At 58.1% G+C, this 19818-nt stretch carries 19 protein-coding genes and 1 pseudogene; 10 read left to right on the forward strand and 10 right to left on the reverse strand.

The window, feature by feature from the left end; translation table 11 throughout:
- Positions 1 to 48 precede the first annotated feature (48 nt).
- Positions 49 to 1296 carry a CBS domain-containing protein gene (locus tag MP439_07775; GenBank protein ID MCI2975960.1) on the forward strand — a complete coding sequence of 416 codons (1248 nt, stop codon included), beginning with the start codon at positions 49 to 51 and terminating at the stop codon, positions 1294 to 1296.
- Positions 1297 to 1530: 234 nt separating this feature from the next.
- On the opposite strand, the gene MP439_07780 is transcribed toward MP439_07775, so the two are convergent.
- Positions 1531 to 3120, reverse strand: a complete 1590-nt coding sequence (locus MP439_07780) for a divalent metal cation transporter (protein ID MCI2975961.1) — start codon at positions 3118 to 3120, stop codon at positions 1531 to 1533.
- Positions 3121 to 3322: 202 nt separating this feature from the next.
- The gene (locus MP439_07785; protein MCI2975962.1) at positions 3323 to 4057 is read right to left on the reverse strand and encodes a class I SAM-dependent methyltransferase; all 735 of its coding nucleotides are present in this window, start codon (positions 4055 to 4057) and stop codon (positions 3323 to 3325) included.
- A 382-nt stretch (positions 4058 to 4439) separates the two neighbouring features.
- Between MP439_07785 and MP439_07790 the strand changes: the two genes are divergently transcribed.
- Entirely contained in the window at positions 4440 to 5096 is a 657-nt protein-coding gene (locus MP439_07790; GenBank protein MCI2975963.1) for an SOS response-associated peptidase, read from the forward strand.
- Here MP439_07790 and dxs read toward each other — a convergent pair.
- The gene (dxs, locus tag MP439_07795) at positions 5038 to 6942 is read right to left on the reverse strand and encodes a 1-deoxy-D-xylulose-5-phosphate synthase (GenBank protein ID MCI2975964.1); all 1905 of its coding nucleotides are present in this window, start codon (positions 6940 to 6942) and stop codon (positions 5038 to 5040) included. The two genes, MP439_07790 and dxs, sit on opposite strands and share 59 nt — an antisense overlap.
- Before the next feature lie 293 nt (positions 6943 to 7235).
- Between dxs and MP439_07800 the strand changes: the two genes are divergently transcribed.
- The 3 genes from MP439_07800 (at position 7236) to MP439_07810 (ending at position 8731) form a co-directional block, all read left to right on the forward strand.
- Positions 7236 to 7568: a lycopene cyclase domain-containing protein gene (locus MP439_07800; protein MCI2975965.1), complete on the forward strand. Its 333-nt coding sequence runs from the start codon at positions 7236 to 7238 to the stop codon at positions 7566 to 7568.
- 1 nt (position 7569) lies between these two features.
- Entirely contained in the window at positions 7570 to 7914 is a 345-nt protein-coding gene (locus MP439_07805; protein ID MCI2975966.1) for a lycopene cyclase domain-containing protein, read from the forward strand.
- Between the two features lie 355 nt (positions 7915 to 8269).
- Positions 8270 to 8731, forward strand: a complete 462-nt coding sequence (locus MP439_07810; protein ID MCI2975967.1) for a sterol desaturase family protein — start codon at positions 8270 to 8272, stop codon at positions 8729 to 8731.
- Between the two features lie 293 nt (positions 8732 to 9024).
- Here MP439_07810 and MP439_07815 read toward each other — a convergent pair whose 3' ends face one another.
- The 5 genes from MP439_07815 to MP439_07835 form a co-directional block, all read right to left on the reverse strand.
- Positions 9025 to 9873: a hypothetical protein gene (locus MP439_07815; protein ID MCI2975968.1), complete on the reverse strand. Its 849-nt coding sequence runs from the start codon at positions 9871 to 9873 to the stop codon at positions 9025 to 9027.
- A gap of 95 nt (positions 9874 to 9968) precedes the next feature.
- The gene (locus tag MP439_07820) at positions 9969 to 11258 is read right to left on the reverse strand and encodes an acyltransferase (protein ID MCI2975969.1); all 1290 of its coding nucleotides are present in this window, start codon (positions 11256 to 11258) and stop codon (positions 9969 to 9971) included.
- Between the two features lie 158 nt (positions 11259 to 11416).
- Positions 11417 to 12271: a phytoene/squalene synthase family protein gene (locus MP439_07825; protein MCI2975970.1), complete on the reverse strand. Its 855-nt coding sequence runs from the start codon at positions 12269 to 12271 to the stop codon at positions 11417 to 11419.
- Positions 12268 to 13755, reverse strand: coding sequence for a phytoene desaturase family protein (gene crtI, locus MP439_07830; GenBank protein MCI2975971.1), 1488 nt, complete (start codon positions 13753 to 13755; stop codon positions 12268 to 12270). Before crtI ends, MP439_07825 begins: the two co-directional genes overlap by 4 nt.
- Complete coding sequence (locus MP439_07835; GenBank protein MCI2975972.1) at positions 13755 to 14849, reverse strand: polyprenyl synthetase family protein; 1095 nt, start codon at positions 14847 to 14849, stop codon at positions 13755 to 13757. Before MP439_07835 ends, crtI begins: the two co-directional genes overlap by 1 nt.
- Before the next feature lie 339 nt (positions 14850 to 15188).
- Here MP439_07835 and MP439_07840 point away from each other — a divergent pair, with 339 nt between their 5' ends.
- Together MP439_07840 and MP439_07845 are read left to right on the forward strand one after the other, a co-directional pair.
- On the forward strand, positions 15189 to 15935 hold the full coding sequence (locus tag MP439_07840; GenBank protein ID MCI2975973.1) for a hypothetical protein: 747 nt from the start codon (positions 15189 to 15191) through the stop codon (positions 15933 to 15935).
- Positions 15936 to 15975: 40 nt separating this feature from the next.
- On the forward strand, positions 15976 to 16236 hold the full coding sequence (locus tag MP439_07845; protein MCI2975974.1) for a hypothetical protein: 261 nt from the start codon (positions 15976 to 15978) through the stop codon (positions 16234 to 16236).
- Between the two features lie 86 nt (positions 16237 to 16322).
- Here MP439_07845 and MP439_07850 read toward each other — a convergent pair.
- Positions 16323 to 16415 (reverse strand): annotated as a pseudogene (locus tag MP439_07850) (FmdB family transcriptional regulator).
- Positions 16416 to 16552: 137 nt separating this feature from the next.
- Between MP439_07850 and galU the strand changes: the two are divergent.
- The 3 genes from galU to MP439_07865 are packed head-to-tail and all read left to right on the forward strand — an operon-like array spanning position 16553 to position 19189.
- Entirely contained in the window at positions 16553 to 17437 is an 885-nt protein-coding gene (gene galU, locus MP439_07855) for a UTP--glucose-1-phosphate uridylyltransferase GalU (GenBank protein MCI2975975.1), read from the forward strand.
- Positions 17434 to 18690, forward strand: coding sequence for a molybdopterin molybdotransferase MoeA (locus tag MP439_07860; GenBank protein ID MCI2975976.1), 1257 nt, complete (start codon positions 17434 to 17436; stop codon positions 18688 to 18690). The genes galU and MP439_07860 overlap by 4 nt, the downstream gene beginning before the upstream one ends.
- Before the next feature lie 10 nt (positions 18691 to 18700).
- On the forward strand, positions 18701 to 19189 hold the full coding sequence (locus MP439_07865) for a YbaK/EbsC family protein (protein MCI2975977.1): 489 nt from the start codon (positions 18701 to 18703) through the stop codon (positions 19187 to 19189).
- 25 nt (positions 19190 to 19214) lie between these two features.
- Here MP439_07865 and MP439_07870 read toward each other — a convergent pair whose 3' ends face one another.
- Positions 19215 to 19424: a hypothetical protein gene (locus tag MP439_07870; GenBank protein ID MCI2975978.1), complete on the reverse strand. Its 210-nt coding sequence runs from the start codon at positions 19422 to 19424 to the stop codon at positions 19215 to 19217.
- Between the last annotated feature and the right edge of the window lie 394 nt (positions 19425 to 19818).

Genomic DNA, 19818 nt, shown 5'->3' on the forward strand with positions numbered 1-19818 from the left:
AGCGCACCCTCACTAACTTCGCGTGCACGTGCTACACTTATCCATCTAATGGAGCAACTCCTATGGTTTACCGAGCTCGTCCGCAACCCTGTGTTCGTCCAAGGCTCAGAACTCGGCAAAATCGAGGACGCGGTCATCCGCCTCGAAGAGGCCGCCTACCCCGTCCTCACTGGGTTCCTGGTCGTGGTCAACGACACTTCAATTTTTGTCTCCAGCGACAAACTGAGCGCCCTCTCCGATGAGTCCATCGCAACCGACCAGGCCCTTGGCGAGTTCGCCCCGTTTGAGCGTCGTCCCGGAGAGATCCTGATCGAACGAGATCTGCTCGATCACCACTTGATTTGGGCGAAATCCAAGCTCCGACCACGATTGGTCAATGCCAAGGATGTTGGTTTTTACCAGGATGGCAGGGACTGGAAAGCCGTATCCATCGACGTTGCGACCGCGCATCGAAGTCGATGGCTCAAGACCAAGCGAACCTCGAGTGGCCACTCACAAGTCGACTGGCTTGACCTTGTACCGCTCGTCGGTCACGTCCCGAGCGCACGCAAACGTCTTGAACTTCGTAGCATCCGCAAGCTCCATCCGGCCCAACTCGCCGATCTCCTCGAAGAGGCCTCTGAGGTCGAGGGAGAGGAGATCCTGGGCGCACTCCAGGCCGATCCCGAGTTCGAGGCAGACGTGGTTGAAGAGCTTGTCCCGGCCCGACAGCGCGACGCAATTCGTCACCGAACCGACGCTGAGGTCGGTGAGCTCCTGAGCGAGATGGAGCCAGACGATGCCGTCGACCTCCTCCTGAGCCTCGACCAAGAGCGCCGTGAGCCGGTCTTGGCTGCCGTTCCGAGCCCCGCACGCGAGTCCATCAATCGGCTTCTCAGCTATCACCCCGAGTCAGCTGGTGGTCTCATGACCACTGATATCGTGGCGCTCTCCCCGGAGTCCACCATTGGCCAAGCCTGTGTCAGTCTTCGTACTCGCGAATCACTGCCACATAACCTGTGGTCCATCTTTCTCACCGATCCCGACGGGCACCTGGTTGGACAGATCTCGATCTCTAAGCTGATCAGCGCTGATGCAGACGACACCTTGGCGATCCATGCAATCAACGAACCCCCAATTGTTCGACCAGACTCCGACTTAAGTGAGGTCGCGGTCATCATGGCTGACTACAACCTTGCGGCGTTAGCGGTCATCGACGAAGCCGGGGTCCTGCTCGGCGCGGTGACAGTCGATGATGTTCTGCCACGCACCATCACTCCAAGCTGGCGCAGACGACAAGAGGCATTGTCTGAGTAGCGATACTCGGACAGCCCATCTGCCCCCGATCATCCGCAGACGAGCGGCGTATCCACAAGGGTCCGTTCAACCCTTGTGCGACATGAGCATCTTTTCGCCATGTTGAGTTGTCCATGTTTTTGGGTGTCCATGTTTTTAGGTGTACGATCGCGCTACCGTACAGTCCAGGCATGACAACGCCCTGGATGGTTGAGTCCTTCGCGGACAACCCTCGTCTCGGTCTCCGGTTGACGATCAGCCCGAACCCAATCGGACAAAACTGACAACCATCAGCACCACCGCAATGATGAGGTAAATACGGACGAACCCCAAGATCACCGAGCGCCCACGAGACTGCTTGGGGCGATGGAGTAGGGCTGATGCCGGCATCGACCAACTCACGCGCTTGACCTTGTCGATCACCACGATTTCACGCACCTTGAACTGATAGATCGCGACGCCAACCGTCACCAATACGACGGGGATAAAAGTGCCCACCAGGAGCCCAGTGACGGGAACACTTGGGAAGACCGTCACTACGGTAAGAATGAGCGACAGCTGCAACAACAGTGAGACGATGAAGGTCGCAAGCACATTGAGCCAGGGTGGATTCACCCAGGGGCCCATGATTTCGTGGTCATTGCAAAGCAGGAGGAGGAACAACAGCGCGCTTGGGAGTAGTACACCAGCCAGAACCTGGACGGCAAGGTTGACAAGACTGAGCGGCAGCGAAGGTATCAACACAACACCGGCCGAGATCGCGACCAGAACGACATACGAGGCATAGAACCCTTTGGCCTCACGTACCGGCGTGTTGAGTGATTGGTCAACACCGAAGAGATCGCCAAGCGCGTACGAGGTCGAGAGGGTCACTGTAGCTGCCCCGATCAACGACGCCTCAAGCAAGATGATCGCGAAGATAACCCCTTCGATCGAGCCAAGGTGGCTGGCAAATCCAGAGGCAAGCCGTCCGGCATTTTGGAAAGCTCCCACCTTGAAGCCAACAAACACGGCAGCAGCTGCAATCATGACCAAGGCACCTGCAACGTTGGTGACGATGGAACCAACAAAGGTGTCGGCACGCTCGTACTTGATCCATCGAGGAGTAATACGCTTATCTACCACGTTGGATTGCTGGAAAAAAAGCTGCCAGGGGGCGATTGTTGTCCCAACGATCCCAATGATGAAGATAGTGGCGGTCGAGGTCACGCCGCCTCTGACACCCGGGATCAAGAGCCCATGGAGCACGTTACCAGCGTGCCAGGGGCTCAAGAGCACGAGTGGGATCACCAAAAGGCTGACAAGGACGAGGATGAGCATGAAACGCTCCCAGCGCTCAAACCGACCGCTGGCGACCGCACCGACGAGCACCAGACCCATCACGGTCACGGCGATCGCCGGCGGAACACCAAAGTAGCCGAGGGCATAACGCACGCCGATGAACTCGGTGATGAGGGTCAATAAATTGAGAGCGAACAGATCGACGACCGAAAACACCGCCCAGAAACGACCGAAGCGTTCCTTTAGCAGGCGTCCGTGGCCTACCCCAGTGACGGCACCCAGGCGCACTACCATCTCCTGGGATACGGCTAGCACAATAACCAAAACCGGCATGAGCCACAGCAACGTGTAGCCATATGCCTGGCCCGCCTGGGCGTAGGTCGTGATGCCGCCGGCATCGTTGTCCCCCACCATCACGATGATGCCGGGACCGATGACGGCGAGAAGAGCGAGAAGCTTCCGCTTCAGCGAGGGCGAGGAGCGAAGCTCATCGAAGGTGATTTTGCCAAGGCCACCGCGGATAGTTGACTCTTGGCTTTCGACGCTTGGGTCAAGGTTTTGCACAACACAGACCTCCTTTTAGCAGGGGGGGACGCGACTTTGGAGACGAATTGGAGGTGGTCCGCTTACTTGGGATCCACAAACAACTGAGGGCCGGTACTTGGGGGTTCAGATCGCACCAATACCTCCTCTCCAAAGCGCCTATCCAAAGCTCCTGCGCTGGAAGGGCCTGTCGTCACGTTATGCAAGCATTCTGTGAGACACACTAGTCGCGATGCTTTGTCTCCCCTGCGGTCAACGGTTTGGCACCAACCACAACCCCTGCCTCGGCCACCACGGTGCGCACCTGCACATCAGCAAACCCAGCGGCCCTCAACACCTCAACCCAGCGCTCCTTCGATATCGGCTTCTCCTGAATACGCAGCAGATACCGCACACCATTCTTCGCGATGCGCCAATAGCCGCCAATCCCTTTGGCCGCAAGCAGTTTGACCTTGTCCGCAATCACCTGCCTGTCTTGGGCTGTACCACCACGGCCAAACATCATGTCGCCAATGACGAGACGGCCACCAGGTCGCAGCCAGCTATAGCAGAGCTCCACTACCCTTACCTTGGCGTCGTCATTGAGATGATGGAAGACGTAGTTGGAGACGATCAGATCAACCGATCCGGGCTCGAGATCAAGGTGTTCCAAGGGGGCAACACGCCCCACAAGATTGACCACACCCTCCTCTCGTGCCCTGGCAAGCAAGCGCTCTACCATCCGCTCGGAGATATCGACACCGGTCAGCGAGGCTACCAAGGGCGCAAGCCCCAAGCCGACCTGACCAGAGCCACAGCCCAAATCGAGTGCAAGCATCGATGGGTGAGGAGACGCCTCCTCAATCACCGCAGCGATTACCTTGGCAAGGTTGGGTGATGCCTCGTGCTCCCAGGACTCCACCCGGCGTTGCCAGACGAAATGCTGAACCCAAACCGTGAGATCTTCAAAGACACTCATAGTACGGCCAGTCTACGGATCTCGAGGTGCTCAGTGACCGCCCGGCCAGCAACGAGTTCAGGACCTGCGCCGACGGATGCCAATGAGCGAACAACTCGTCCCTGCGTACTCGCAACCCATGCCTCATCGAGCGAGCAGAGAGTCACGATATCCAAGAGGGACATTTATACAAGGGCGGCGTAAGAAAGTTTCGGAAGACAATTTCCATCGCCAACACCACCAAGGCAAGTGATCTACAGCGCTGCATGAGCGATGCTGTCACATGGCGCACACATCGTCGCACACTGCGACGTTTGGGCACAGTCGGTATGCTAGACCCAAGGTGCACGCCTGCCTCGGTCGCAGATGCACACTCCACGATGAAGGCGAGGGAAGCAGAGCTATGTGTGCACGATTCGAACAGGCGCTCGGTCCAAGGGAGTGCCAACTGCTCGGGGCCCAACTCGGCATCACGCTGGCTCCACCCCCATCTCCTGGGGGAACTATTCGCCCGACCGACGAGGCCCTGATCGTCACATCGGCGCTAATCATGGGGGCCACTTTTGGGTTGTATCGGCCACAGCAGCGACTGCTGATCAATGCCCGATCGGAGACGATCAGCGAACGCCCAACCTTTCGCCGACTACTCGATCGGGGCCGCATATTGATTCCGATGAATGCATTCTACGAATCGGGGCCAACCGGCTCGTTCATCTTCCGCGAAGCTGCAACTGAGTCATCTCTCCTGGCAGCCGGACTCCTCGACGTTGTGAGCCGATCGTTCGTCATCCTCACACAGGATGCCAACGACGACGTCGCTGAGGTTCATGGGCGCATGCCCATGCTCTTGACCACCAACACCGCACGATTATGGCTCGCCGAGGGGACGCTCAGCCACGACACCATCAGGCTGGATGGTCAACCCGAAGTCAAGGCACGCACCAAAGCCAGAAATGACGTAGACACTCTTGCGCCTGGCTCTGGCTCTGGACGGCGGCGAACTACGAGCGACCGGCTTGGTGAACCTCATCCTCGGTTTGAGCAAGGAAGGCTCGAATAGCCCGAGCGATTCCAAGCCCGTCTAGCCCCAACTCGGTCAAAAGCGCATCGACGTTCCCGTGCGGCAGATATTGCGCAGGGATGCCAAGATTGGCAAACATGACTCGCGGATTCACCGCATGCACTGCCTGGGCGATAAAAGCTCCAGCACCGCCCTGCACCAGCCCATCCTCTACGGTCACAACCCGATCAGCGCTGGCCAACCGTTCGATCATGGCCGGAGGACAAGGTCGAATCACCCGTGGATCGATGACCGTGACATCACGTCCATCGGACTCAAGAAGATCAGCCGCAAGCAACGCCGGCACCAACATCTTCCCGATGCCAACCACTACCATCGTGCCCGTGCCCTCACGAACTACCCGGGCCTCCATACCAACCCCCACACCCCCACGAACGGTTCGAGGGGCGAGGGTCTTGGAAAAACGAAGCGACGACGGGCCCTCGATCGCGATAGCTGTGTTGAGCTGAACACGCAGCTCCTCGACCGAGGATGGCGCGAATACCGTCATATCCGCTACCGACAACATCTGCACTAAGTCAAGAATCCCATGATGACTCGGACCATCATCGCCGGTCACACCAGCCCGGTCCATCACGAACGTCACTGGAAGGCCGTGGAGCCCAACATCGAGATTGATCTGGTCGAACGCTCGCGACATAAAGGTGGAGTAGATGGCAACCACAGGATGTAGACCAGCCATGGCCATCCCAGCTGCCGCGGTCACGGCATGTTGTTCGGCGATGCCAACATCAAAATAGCGCCCTGGGAACATCTCTGCGAATGGCAACAGGCCAGTTGGCCCACCCATAGCAGCCGTCAGCACGACCACCGACGGGTTCTCCCGGCCGATGCGCACCAGTTCATTGGAGAAGGTCTCGGTATAGGAGACTGGCGGGCCACCCTCAACATCTGAGAACACCTGGGGTACCTTGAGATCGTGCAGACACTGCAGCTCGTCGTCCTCAGCCGGTGGATAGCCCTTGCCCTTCTGCGTGAGCACATGGACGACGATTGGGCCATTCCACTCCCGTGCCCCAGCGAGCGCATACTCGAGTTCCGCAATATCATGTCCGTCAATCGGTCCGGTGTAGCGCACTCCAAGGGCTTCAAAGAAGACCCGTGGTTCAATAGCCTCGCGTAAGGCGGAGGTCATGTTCGCAAGAGAACTCACCGCGCGATTGCCCACCTTTGGCAGCTCGGTGATGACCTGCTTAATACGATTCCTTGCCTGAATGTAGGAGGGGTTCAGTCGAAGCTTGGTAAGCGACGACGAAAGGCGCGAGATGGTCGGCGCGTATGAGCGACCGTTATCGTTCCAGATAATGATGATCGGCAGTCGGCGGTGCCCGATATTGTTGAGAGCTTCATAGGCCATACCCCCCGTCAACGCTCCGTCCCCAACAACCGCCACTACCCTGCGAAGCGGCAGCGCCGAAGGGTCATCGGCTTCGACCTGGAAAGCAGCCGCCATACCATAGGCGTAGCTCAGCGCCGTCGATGCATGCGAATTCTCAATCCAGTCGTGTTCAGACTCGGATCGGTTTGGGTATCCGGATATACCGCCGCGACGTCGAAGGGTATCAAAATCTTTGTTCCGGCCGGTGAGCAGCTTGTGGGGGTAGGTCTGGTGCCCGGTGTCAAAGAGAATCACGTCCCGGGGTGAATCAAAACTTCGATGAAGGGCCAGCGTGATCTCCACCAACCCAAGGTTCGATCCGAGATGACCGCCGTTCTTCGACACGGTGCCAACGATTCTTTCGCGAATCTGACCGGCTAGATCCTCGAGCTCCACGGTGCTAAGGTCAGCGAGGTCGCCAGGACCACTGATGTTCTCTAATTCCATACGCCTAACCGACTCCAACTATCCTGCGACGCTGCAAAGGACTCCACTGAAATACTACCTGGGTACCCATTGAGTAGCAACAACCAGCGAAACGCCTTCAGGATTCCATCGACTTGACCATCGCACCCTAATTGGTGCATTGCACACGGCACTCGATCTCGTCTCGCCCTTACGGCTCCGCAGGTGACGCCTCGTGGCCCATGACAAAGGCTTGGCGTCGGTAGCCGTGAAAGCACAGCTCGGCCACCAGCGTTTAGGGCAACCAACACGGACGCCATTAAGCTGGAGTGCGAATGGCTCACTTTCAATACCTGATCCTGATGGCTCTTTGCCTCATTGCCACCCTCCCGCTCGAGCTGCTCGGCGCACGCGTCTGGCGACAACCGAAACGGCTTCTCATGACCGTGGGGATCGTCGCCGTGTTATTCTCCGCCTTTGACGCTCTCTCGATCAAGCAAGGGCTGTGGACATACTCCAGGCACTACACAACAGGGGTCAAGCTAGCTGGCACGCTACCGATTGAAGAGGTCGCCTTCTTCATCGTGATACCGATCTGTGCTCTGCTCACGTTCGAAACCGTCCGGCATCGCCGCGCGTTGTTCGCGCGGCTTAGGCAAAGAAGTTAGCGTGGGACTCTACACCATTGAGGCCATCGGTGCAGTCCTGGCAACAATCATCATCGACCGCTTCGTCACCAAGTCCCGCGCATTGCGCACGCTTAACTTTTGGATTGCGTGGATTATCGTGGCGATCTTCCAAATCCCTGTCGATGGCTGGTTGACCAAGCTTTCGAGTCCGATCGTCATCTACAACGCCCATCAGTTCTCAGGGATCAGATTTCCCTGGTCGATACCGATCGAAGATTTTGCCTACGGCTTTGCCCTGACACTCTTGACCATCACCCTCTGGCTACGCTTTGCGCCCAACGGCGACAACGCTCCCAAAGAGAAGTCGCCCACCCAACAGCGCTGACGAATCATGCTGATCAGCCTCTGATCGCTGGAACCGATCACGATCACAGTGCACCTTGCCTTCGCTAGGCTCGCACCGAGAGCTGTGGGATAATCCACTCGTACTTTGTCCCAACCTTCAACGCAGGGGCACCACTACCACCATGACTCAAGCTACCATGATTCGCCGCCATTGACTTGCGATTACGACGCTCCAGTCGTTGAGTGTTGTTACCCTGGCATCACACCAGGAGTCGGTTACCAAATGACGTCTTCTCAAGCATCATCTGACAGTCCCGGCAGTCCTTGGATGAGGAGCCGGAGAATAATAACAGCAGCCGTTCTGTTAGACTTACCAAGAGAACAAGGAGAGTCTTATGGTCTTTGTCGCGATTCTCATCGCTACCTTCATCCTCATGGAGCCAGTGGCCTATCTGGCGCACCGGGCAATTATGCACGGTGTGGCCTGGTTTTTACACGCCTCCCATCACCGCCCGAGGGAGACGACGTTCGAGGCCAATGACCTCTTCCCCATCGGCTTCGCGGTGCCCACCATTGTCCTCTTCTGGCTCGCCACCTCGCACCCCGCCCTGTTGCCGATCGCCATCGGCATTACGCTCTACGGCGCCGCCTATAGCTTTGTCCACGACTTCTACATTCACCAGCGGCTCGGGGCGATCCCAAAGGTTCGCTATCTCGAGTACCTTAAGCATGCTCATGCGCTACATCACCTCTACAACGAAGAGCCGTATGGCATGTTGGCACCCATCATCCCTGCGCGGCTGCGCCCAATGATGGAGCTCGAGGTCGTCCAGAGCTGGAATCCCGCCCGGTCGTAGCTTCACATGTCTGGTTCGTCGAACCGCTCTTCCTCGACGCCTGGTGCTCAGAGCCTTAGAAGCACGGTTTAGCCCCTCACCTCGGGCGACCAGTTCGTGGCCGTTGATGCGTTAGTAACGACGTCCTTTCAGCCACAGCGGTTTCGTGGGGGCAGGCGGCCTGCTAATTGACAGTGACCCGCTGATCCACGATCAGCCGCTCACTTTGGCTAAGCGATCAAACAGCCTCCGGCATTGAACTGAACACGGAGCCAGCGCCAAGATTGCGTTGACGTCGATGAGGTTGTTTCGTGTCATGGGTTGCACATTGGACACATCGATGGGTCGGCCTGACTGATGAGCGGAATGCGCACGCGCTCCCCGCAGCGTGGACATCCCTCGATGACCGCGCGATCGAGACTGGTCTCTGAGCCACACGCTGAGCACGCGAGGCCAGCCTCGTGTTCGACGACACCAAAGCCTGGACACGAGCACGCAGGACAACGACGTGCCAACCGATCTGCGAGCCGATTCGCCGCGTCTTTGATCACCAGTGAGCGCGTGGGACACAGGTGCGCACGTTGATCGGTCTCGATGATCACACAGCCATCGGTCGAACTCGTCCCGATGCACTCGAGCGCGGCCACGAGCTGATCGTAGTTCACCACACCCTTGGCGATGGGATCCAGCACCTGATCACCTCGTTTGACGATCACGCCCTGCGGACCAAAATCGATGGAGGCCAAGAACGCACCGAGATCGTCACCTGGTCGCGCGCGCACCGATGCCGCCATCGTCTCAAAACTGAGCACCTCTTCGATCAGGGTGAAGCCAAACTCGAGATCGACATACCCCACAAGCTCTTGGTCATAGGTCAACAAGGGAAGCTCGGGGTAGGGTCCAAGTGTCCCCTCAGAAGCCACACCCCGAGGGAGTCCCAAAGCCTCCAGCCCCGCACGCGCCTTTAACAGAACGACCTCGGACGCCGGGGCCGGACGCTCGATCTCGCCAGCGAAGGTGCCAAACTGATCGGTGTCAAGGGCTACCACCCTCGTGACGAGACCCACGGTCGCGAGCGCTGGAGCAATCTGGGCCTCTTTGCCATGCTTGGTTGCGAGCGCCACCTCAGCGTCGTGCCACGGTGCTCCCTGTCTAGCATCCACAACCACACCACCTCATCGAACGATACAAACCTGTGCGGGCCCAACAGCCGAGATCGACATAGCCAAATGGGTCACCCATCCGAGCTCGGCGTCGGTCAAAGCTCAAGCTTGTCGCACACGTTCTCATCACAGGGATGACAAGCTATCGAAGACACAACCTGCTCGTGATCGACCTCGGACCAATCCACGTCGCGACACGCCAACCAGATGAGGAGACCACAAGCGAAAACTCTGAGCCTCGTCGCCGCACTCCGAGCCCATTGTAGGGGGTGAGCTTTCCCTGTCAAGACACGCTCGATTGGGACCTGACAAACGTGATGGACGCCGATTGCCACCACCGTCGCGATCCCTAGAAACCCGATCAGCATCACGGCTCCACTCAGTCCTCCACTGTTGTTCCAGACCCCAGAGGGTAGCGCCAGCAGGAAGAGCGGCTTGTGGACGAGATAGAGTTCAAACGAGACGATACCGAGATAGGTGAGGACTCGGCTGGTCATGAACGATCGCTTGCGGTCAAGATCCTTGCTGACGGCAGCCCCGAGCAGTGCTACAAAGGCGGGCAGCGCAACGAGCAGTACCATCGGTCGAGAAAGCCCGTGTCCATGGTTCAACGAGTAGTCAGCACCCACGGCGACGAGCACCCCCAACCACGCCAACGCCAGGCCGAAGATCAGCGAGGGCTTTGGGAGGCGTACTCCTTCCCGCATAGCACGGGCCAACAGCATTCCAAGGAGGAAGAAGCCAAACTGGTACGGTGGAAAGACGAAGAATAACCAATAGCGCACCGGCTCAGCGACACCGGTTACTGTAGCCGTCAGCGGAGCAACAACCAAGATCCCTAGCGTGATGGCCACCAACGTCCAATACCCTCGTGCTCGCAATCGCTCGATGCCCGCCAACACGAACGGGAAGGCGAGATAAAAGAAGATCTCACACGAAAGCGACCAGCTCACCCCGTTACCACCAAAGTACACCCGCTCCTTTGGCCACCATGCTTGAAACAGGGTCAGCTCGAGCACCTTGCCCCTGGCCCCTGGAATGCGCTCATATCGGGAAAGTGCTAGGTACGCAAAGATCATGAGGGCCAAGGTGATCGGATAGAGTTTTGCGATTCTTCGCCACCAAAACTGACGAACAGCGATTGGACGATGAAGCCAAGCCCAGGTAAGCACGAAGCCAGACAGCAAGAAAAAGAACTCGACACCCCCATAGCCATAAACCTCGGCCTTGCGCAACACTCGGGTGCTGGTAAAGTAATAGCCCACGTGACAGAGGACGACTCCCACCGCCGCAAAGATCCTGAGGGCGCTCAAGCGAGGGAGCCGCCGAGGGCGTTCGACGTTGGAGCCGACAGGGGCCTCGTTGATCGCCAAGGCTGTAGCCATAATGTCTTCTACGCTACCGACAGACATTCACCGCGAGCGTAGCTCAATCTGAGAAGCGTCTGAGATCGTCTTTCACGCGTCTTAGACGCAGATCCAAAGAGCCCAACCGTGCCCCCGACGGGCGGTGGGCAACTCGTCCCACGATCCATGGCCACGCATCACGGGGCGAGCAGCGCCCCAAGGAGAAGTCGCATACGTCTCGACCGGGTAACGGTCGCTCGACCAGCGAAGACATCGTAATCAACAGCTTCAATCTCGTCGAGAATCGCGGCGTAGACCCGTCGTGCCGCCCGGATACAGCGCAGTGCTCGCCCATGGAGATAGGCATCTCCAAGGAGGGAATCTCCATACCAGCGACGATTCCGAGCGATTTCATAGGCCATCAGCTCACGAAACGAATCGGTGGCTCGGCGCTGTTGGAAGGCATTCCAGGCACCAAAGCGATCGATGTCCTCGGTCGGAACATAGATTCGGCCGCGATCGAGATCCTCATCTATGTCTCGTAAGAAATTCGTCAGCTGAAAAGCATTGCCGAGCGCACGAGCCGGTGCGCGCGCCCCCGGATCAGTGGCACCCAAAATCGGTAACATCATCTCGCCGATGACGGCAGCCGAGCCATCCATATAACCAAGCAAGTCGTCGATACTTCGATAACGCTCTACGAGAAAGTCCTGGCGCATCGCGGCGAGAAACCGCTCAAAGTATTCGATCGGCATAGCAAAGTGATGGATGGTGGCAATCGTTGCCGCCAGAATTGGATCATCAGAGTGATTGCTCTCCACCTCGGCGAGAAATCGTTCCCTGAAGGCATCGACTCTAGAGAGACGCTCGGTGGCATCACTTTGGTCGACATCGACGATGTCGTCCACGTAACGACAGAACCCATAGAGGGCAAAGACATATGGGCGTCGATCTTTGGAAAGGAGTGCAGAGGCAAGGTAGTAGGTCTTGCCGTGGCGTCGGTTCAGTTCCCGCGAGGGTGCAACCAGTTCGCTATCGAGTTGGTCGCTCATGACAACCCCTTGGCAATCTCGAGAGCTGACAGCCTTCCCGACACCATCACCAACGGCAACCCCACGCCTGGTTGGGTTCCAGAGCCGGTTCGTACCAGGTTTGGGATCACCGGATCTGCGAGCGAGGGACGGAACGGACCGCTCTGAAAGAACGTATGTGCGATCGAAAACGGTGTGCCGGCATCCATGCCCATTCCCGCCCAGTCGCGTGGGTCCAAATCGAGGCGCACCGGTGTCGCCAACTCCGGCGTCACCCCGTATCGTTCGAGTCTGCGATCGAAGCGCTCGACAAAGGCACCGCCGAGCCGCTCCCAATCGAATCGACCATCAAGATTGGGCGTTGGCTCGAGCGCATACACGATGTGAGATCCCGGCGGTGCAAGTTGCGGGTCCGACCGCGTGGGGATTGAAACCAACGTCGATGGATCACGCATGAGACGCCCCTGGTCGACGAGATCGCGAAAGGCCCCCGCCCACTCCGTGCCGAAGAAGATGTTGTGGTGTGCAAGAGCTGTTGGTATCTCACCTTGGACGCCGCGCAACGACAAATAACAGGACGGTGACATCGTCCAGTGACGACCCCCGAGACGCGTGAAGGGCCGCCCAAGCAAGAGCGCGAGTTGGCCAGGATCCATGGAGGCGATAACGGCCTCACAGTCGATAGAGCCGCCGTCGGTGATCACACGTGTCACGCGGTGCTCATGCATGACAAAGGCCTCTACCTGCGTGCCATATCGGAACTCGACGCCTAGATCACTCGCCAGCTTTGCCAACCCGTCCGCCGCTGCTCGCATACCACCAACCGGCTGAACGACCCCATGGACAACGTCCATGTAGCCGATGATGGCAAAGATGCCCAACGCCTTCAACGGCGAAAGCCCCGCGTACAGCGCCTGAAAGCTGAACAGCCGCTGCAGACGTTCGTCACGAAAGTGGTGACCAACCACCGCTGGAAGACGCTGGAACCCACGCAGCCTCATCAACCGCCACATCGCTGTGGGGTTCTTGAGCAGCGCTGCAACGCTATTGAGCTGGATGTCGATAAACGAGGGGAACTCCACAGCGAAGAGTTCTTGCAGGTAACGGCGAAATCGCAGGTAAGCCTCGGCTTGGTCTCGCGAGATCTTGGCTTCGATCTCTGCGTACATCTGATCTGGGTTGCTATAGGTCGCAATCCGACCACCACCGTCTACCGTCGAGGCATCGGCAAAGGAGGCGAGGTAGCCAGGCTCAAGCTGACGAAACTGGACATAGTCATCCGGATCAGCACCAGCTCGACGAAAGATATCTTGGAACAACTCAGGCATCGTGAACACGGTCGGTCCAGTGTCAATGAAAAAACCTTCACGATCGAAGCGACCGGACCGCCCACCAGGGTAGAGGTTGCGATCGATCACCGTCACCCGATGCCCCTGGCGAGCTAGCTCAACCGCCGCTGTCAATCCAGAGAATCCAGCGCCAATGACCACCGTCGGTGATGGCATCAATGCAACCTATCGACGACAAACCCAGCCATCTCTCCAAGGGCGGCGCGCGCCTCGGGGATCAGGTTTAGTCCATCTAAGGCCTCCATGGAACGGAGGAACAGTTGGTCGATTCGATCCTCCATCGCCTGGAGCGCTCCCGACTCCTCAATCAACCGTTGCAGAGCTGTGATCTCGTGCATGGTGAGATCCTCACGCCCAAACAGCCCCTCGAAGAGTTCACGCTCTGCCGAAGACCACTTCTGGCATGCCAACCCTATCAGCAGGGTCTGCTTCCCTTCTCGCAAGTCATCGCCGACTGGCTTCTTGGTGCGTTCGGTCTGGCCAAAAACTCCCAAGACGTCATCACGCAGCTGGAATGCCATCCCCAATGGGACTGCAAAGTCGGTGATGGCATCCGAGGCAGCAAAGTAATGCTCCGCCATCGCAGCACCGATATGCATCGGACGCTCAACGGTGTATTTACCCGACTTATAAAGCGCGATCCTCTCAGCCTTGATCAACGAGGTATGGGCAGCAAAGCTACCGGACACATCCAGCGACTGACCGAGGTTCACCTCGAGCTTGAGCTCGGCGTAGAGTTGTCTGGCTCGACGGTTCGCGTCAATAAACATCTGATCGGCATAGGCGAACGCGAGATCGCCAACCAAAATAGCCATGGAATCCCCGTATTGAACCGACGATCCACGCAACTGTTCTTGATGATGTTGGGCTGCAAACGCTGCATGCACCGATGGCTCTCCACGTCGCAAGGCTGAACGATCCATGAGGTCATCGTGGATCAGCGCAAAGGTATGCAACAGCTCCAACCCAATCAAGGTATGCATGAGCGTGGGGTCGTCTGGATCGACTCCCATGCCAACGGCCGTCCAGTAACAGAATGCAGGACGGAGACGCTTGCCGCCCGCGGTGACAAACCGACGTAATGCCTCGATCGGCATCGAAAATTCTGGGTCGATCAAACTCCAACGGGTGTATTCGGTTGTGAGGAACTTGAGGAGCTCAGATTCGACCCTCCGAGATATCTCGACGATGGAACGAGGTGCGGCCACATCGACCAGTATGTGAGCCAACGAATTGTTCTCCTCCAGCACACCAACTTCCTTTCAACGGGCTCTCTGACAGATACAACCACCTAAGGTCTCTTCCCTCTTCCCGGTTTGTGAGACTTTGCCAATAAGCTGGGCCAATAGGCTGGGCGATCAAGCCGAGAAGCCAATCTTAGGGAATCGGAACTCGTGCACTGAACCGGACCTCGTTGGGTAGGACCTCTCGCAAAAGCCGTTTTTTAGACAAAACCTTTCCTTTAGACAGCTTACCGAGCAACGACGACTACACAAAGACCTTGGGTGTCGATTCTTGGGCTTCACGCGTCCACGACGCGTGCCACCGCAACACACGAGTCGGCGCCATGCTCCCCTAAGGTGACAGGAGTGGGTTCTTGCCGCCTTGACCTTCACACACACACCTATCGCTCCGGGGATGCCAAAACCAGCTTTGCTGAGTACGCCGCAGGAGCTGAGACCATCGATCTCGTCGCGCTCACCGATCACCATGACATCATGGCGGGTAATGCGCTTCGAGCCACCTATGGGCTGGACACGATCACTGGGGAGGAGATCAACTCTGGCCAGGGTGAGGTTATCGGCCTCTATCTCACCTCATTGATCCCGCGAGGCCTCGGCTTGAGCGAGACCTGTCGCCGCATCCATACTCAAGGTGGACTGGTCTATGTGCCGCACCCCACCGACACCGTCCGACATGGCATCGGTGTCGAACGGCTCGCAGACCTTTGTCAGGAGCAGTTGGTCGATATCGTCGAGGTCGGTAACTCGAAATCCGTCAAAGTCGACCATCGAGCCGAGGCTATCGCGAACCACTTCGGACTACCGGTCGTCGCATCCTCGGACGCTCACGTAGGCGAAGCGATCGGGTCTAGCTTTACCACGATTGCGCGACAACCAACCGGGCCCCAAGACCTGGTCTCGCTGCTCATAAGGGGTCGGTACCACCATCGCTTTGCCGATCCCATCCGGGATCCGACCAAGACCAACGTCACGCCAGGATCGATTGGCGTGATGAGCTACGACGCCACGACTACCAGTTCCAACGAGAGCACGGCCCAACCGATGCAATACACGAACAACAATACCGACACAAAACCAAACCGCCAACGATGACGAACGTCGCGGGCACCGACAAGCCAAGAACTTGGAGGGGATGACCGCCTGGCCAGTGGTATCGAAACAACCAACGGGTCGAGCCGGATGGTGCGATGGAAGCGGTGACTACGCCGCCGAGTCAGAACCCTTGGTCGAGCTTGACGGTGTCGATGCTGGGGCATCCTTTGGGGGCGTCGCGCTCGATGCCGGCTTCTCGGACGGCGTCGTGGTGCCAACTTCGCCGGATCCGGCCGTCGTCGAGGCGCTGGTGTCCTTTGCGTCGGACGACGACGCCACGGATGCGCCGCTCTTAGGTTGAGAGCCCCTCGAGTCGGTCTTATAGAAACCGGAGCCCTTGAACACGATCCCGATGTTGCCAAACACCTTGCGAAGCTCGCCCCCACAATGCTCACATGTCGTCAGCGGATCGTCATAAAATGACTGCACCACCTCGACATGTTCACCACACTGCTTGCAGGCATACTCATACGTCGGCATTGCTCCTCCAGTTCGGCCCTCAACTACGCTTCGATGATCTAGCACTCTCAGTGCTAGACTGCTAACTTCAGTGTAAACGCCACGTGTGTGTCCTCATTCCATCCGATAGAATGAGCTGGCAAACAAAGGAGTGGTGCATGTCACAGATCACGAAGGTAGTGATTCCAGCAGCAGGGCTCGGCACCCGGTTCCTGCCCGCAACCAAGGCCCAGCCCAAAGAGATGCTGCCCATCGTCGACAAACCCGCCATCCAGTACGTGATTGAGGAGGCAATACGCAACGGGTTGACCAACCTCCTCGTCATCACCGGGCGCGGCAAGCGCTCCATTGAAGATCATTTCGACGAATCCTTCGAACTCGAACAGCTACTATCGGACACCGGGCGCCCTAAGGAGCTTGATATCGTCCGTGGGATCGCAAAGCTTGGCAACATTCACTACATTCGCCAGGGTCGTCCCCTCGGACTAGGACATGCCGTCCTTGGGGCCAAGGCCCATGTCGGCAACGATCCATTCGTCACCATGCTCGCCGACGACATCATGACAGAGGACTCTGATCTCCTCGCCAAGATGCTCCAACTACACCGCGAGACCGGCTTTAGCGTCCTCTCGCTCATGCAGGTCCCCCGTGAGCAGATCCACCTGTACGGCTGCGCCGCAGTCGTCGAAGAGTCCAACTCCAGACTGCGGGTGGTCTCTGTCGTCGAAAAGCCAGATCCAAGGGATGCACCGTCGAACCTGGCAATCACCGGCCGATATCTGTTTACTCCTCAGATCTTCGACGCCATCGAGGCTACGCCATCCGGAAAGAACGGCGAGTTTCAGCTCACAGATGCGATCGAACTCCTCAGCCAGTCCCAACCAGTTTTTGGCGTGGTTTTCCAACAGGGCCGCTACGACGTCGGCGACAAACTCGATTACCTTCGGGCGGTCGTCGAGATGGCCTTACAGCGCGACGATATCGGGCCGGCATTCGCAGCCGAGTTGCGAAACATCATGGCGAGGGAGTTCGAGACTTCATGAGGCCACTCCACGAGGTCATCGAACACACCCTCGATCACGTCCAACGCCTACCGGTTACACCTGTCGACATCGACGACGCAAGCGGTTTGTATCTTTCAGAGCCAGTCCTCGTTCATCAGCCAGTCCCCCCGTTTGACAACACCGCGGTCGATGGCTTCGCAGTCTGTCTCGAGTCTTTTGGCGCTACCACATCTCCAGTGCTCAAGGTCACCGCAACCATCGCCGCCGGCGACGACCCTCGTGACCAACCCGTTGCACCCGGCGAAGCGATCCGGATCATGACCGGGGCACCGATTCCCCCTGGGACCGAGGCCATCGTGATGGTCGAAGACACGAGCACCGACGGAGAGACGGTCACCATTCACGTGGCGCCATCCATTGGCGCCAATATCCGACGCCAAGGTAGCGATATCGACGTCGGCCAACACGTCTTCGACACCGGGACAAAGATAACTCCTGCTGTGCGTGGCGTGCTCGCGTCGCTTGGGACCAAGCAGGTCAACGCCTTTCGACGACCGATCATCGGTGTGATCTCCACCGGCGACGAACTCAGCGATGCCCCCGAGCTGCCTCCCGGGAAGATTCGCGACTCCAATCGACCCTCGTTGCTCGATTCGATTCGCTCTGCTGGTGCGGTTGCCCTCGATCTCGGCAACATCGGAGACGATCCCGTGCAGTTGAGAACCTCCTTCACCAACGCCGTTGCCACCTGCGACGCACTGGTCACCTCGGGCGGGGTCAGCGTCGGCGACTTCGACTTCACCAAGGCGGTACTTGACGAACTCTCAGACAATCAGTTCACCTGGTTTCAGGTGGCCATCAAGCCCGCAAAGCCATACGCGTTTGGTCTGATCGACGGTGTGCCTGTCTTTGGCTTGCCTGGCAACCCGGTCTCAGCCCTGGTGAGCTTCGAACTCTTTGTGCGTCCATCAATTCTTAAAATGCTCGGTGCAACCACGATCTTTCGCCCCACCCTTCGGGCCCGAACGACGGTTGATCTGCACCACCAGCGAGATGGCAAGCTCCATCTGCTGCGGGGCAGCATCGAGACCGATAGCGCTGGCGACTTAACCGTCACGCCCCAAGGCCACCAAGGTTCACACATCCTCACCGGCATGGCCCAGGCCAACGGACTCATCCTCATACCAGACGGAGCCCATCACCAGCCTGGTGAGACGGTGGAGGTGCTCCTCATCGGGGATCTCGGGGCCGAGTCCCTCTCGATCCCTGCATCGATCGCCGAGCAGGACTGACCACCATCAAATGGCCACCACGCACGATCCCTTACAGGTCGTTCGCCAGCGCCTGGCGGCTCGCGGTATCGCCGACACTATCGTGGCCTTTGAAGCCGGAACCCACACCGCCAGAGACGCTGCTCAAGCCGTCGGGTGCGACGTCGCACAGATCGCCAAGAGCATTGTCTTTGACCTGGGCGGTACGCCGTTGATCGTGGTGGCGGCTGGTAACCACCGCATCGACAAGCAACTGATCGCCACCACCGTCGGGACCACGGTCCATTCGGTCGGCGCCGACTATGTGCTCGGACACCTCGGGCTTGCGGTGGGCGGCGTGACTCCGCTCGCGGTCACAGACGACGTACCCTGTCTGCTTGATATCACCCTAGCCAAGTTTGATTGGATTTGGTTAAGCGCAGGAACACCGTCGCACGTGCTGCAACTCCGGCCCGACGATCTACTGATGCTCACCCGTGGCCGATGGATTAGGGTGACAGAGACGACGACAAATCACTAAGGTCGCTCTGCCAAGAACCAGCTGATCAATCGCTATTGGTACTCAATCGTGGCTTGGCAGCAATCTTCCAGGTCAGCACCGCAAAGCTCGTCGATATTGTACCAAGGCCAATATGGACGAGTCGAAAGCGAACTGAATGCTCCCGATCCTTGATCATGTTCTTGATGAGCACTGACCACACGTAGATACTCCACGCTGCACTGAGTCGCAGCAACCACTTGTCTTTTGTCTGCATGCCCCAATCCTACCGTTCTATGAACCTCACACAAATCCACTCACGTAGGTTTGCAGTTCACTTACTGCTTCGTCGAAGCCAGTTTCACCAGACGGCAAACCTAGGCTTGGTGTTTGGCCAGAGCTTTCTTCTCCACAGTCGTTACTTCCGGCGGAACTCGCCGCGTTGGTGTCTCGGTCATGGGAGGCACCACAACCGTCGCAGGTCCACTCACGGACGCTCAACGGCATAGACGCGGCTACTCGTCCGCAGGCGGAACAAGTCTTCTGTTAGCGGACATCTAAAACTGCACAGTGGCGGACAAATAATTGCACGGTGGCGGACACCAAAACTGCATGGCATTGGTGGGGTCCTAGGGGCCGGCACCTGGGGCGGGTAAGCATCCACAACAAGC

Source organism: Ferrimicrobium sp., assembly GCA_022690815.1.
Classification (GTDB): Bacteria; Actinomycetota; Acidimicrobiia; order Acidimicrobiales; family Acidimicrobiaceae; genus Ferrimicrobium.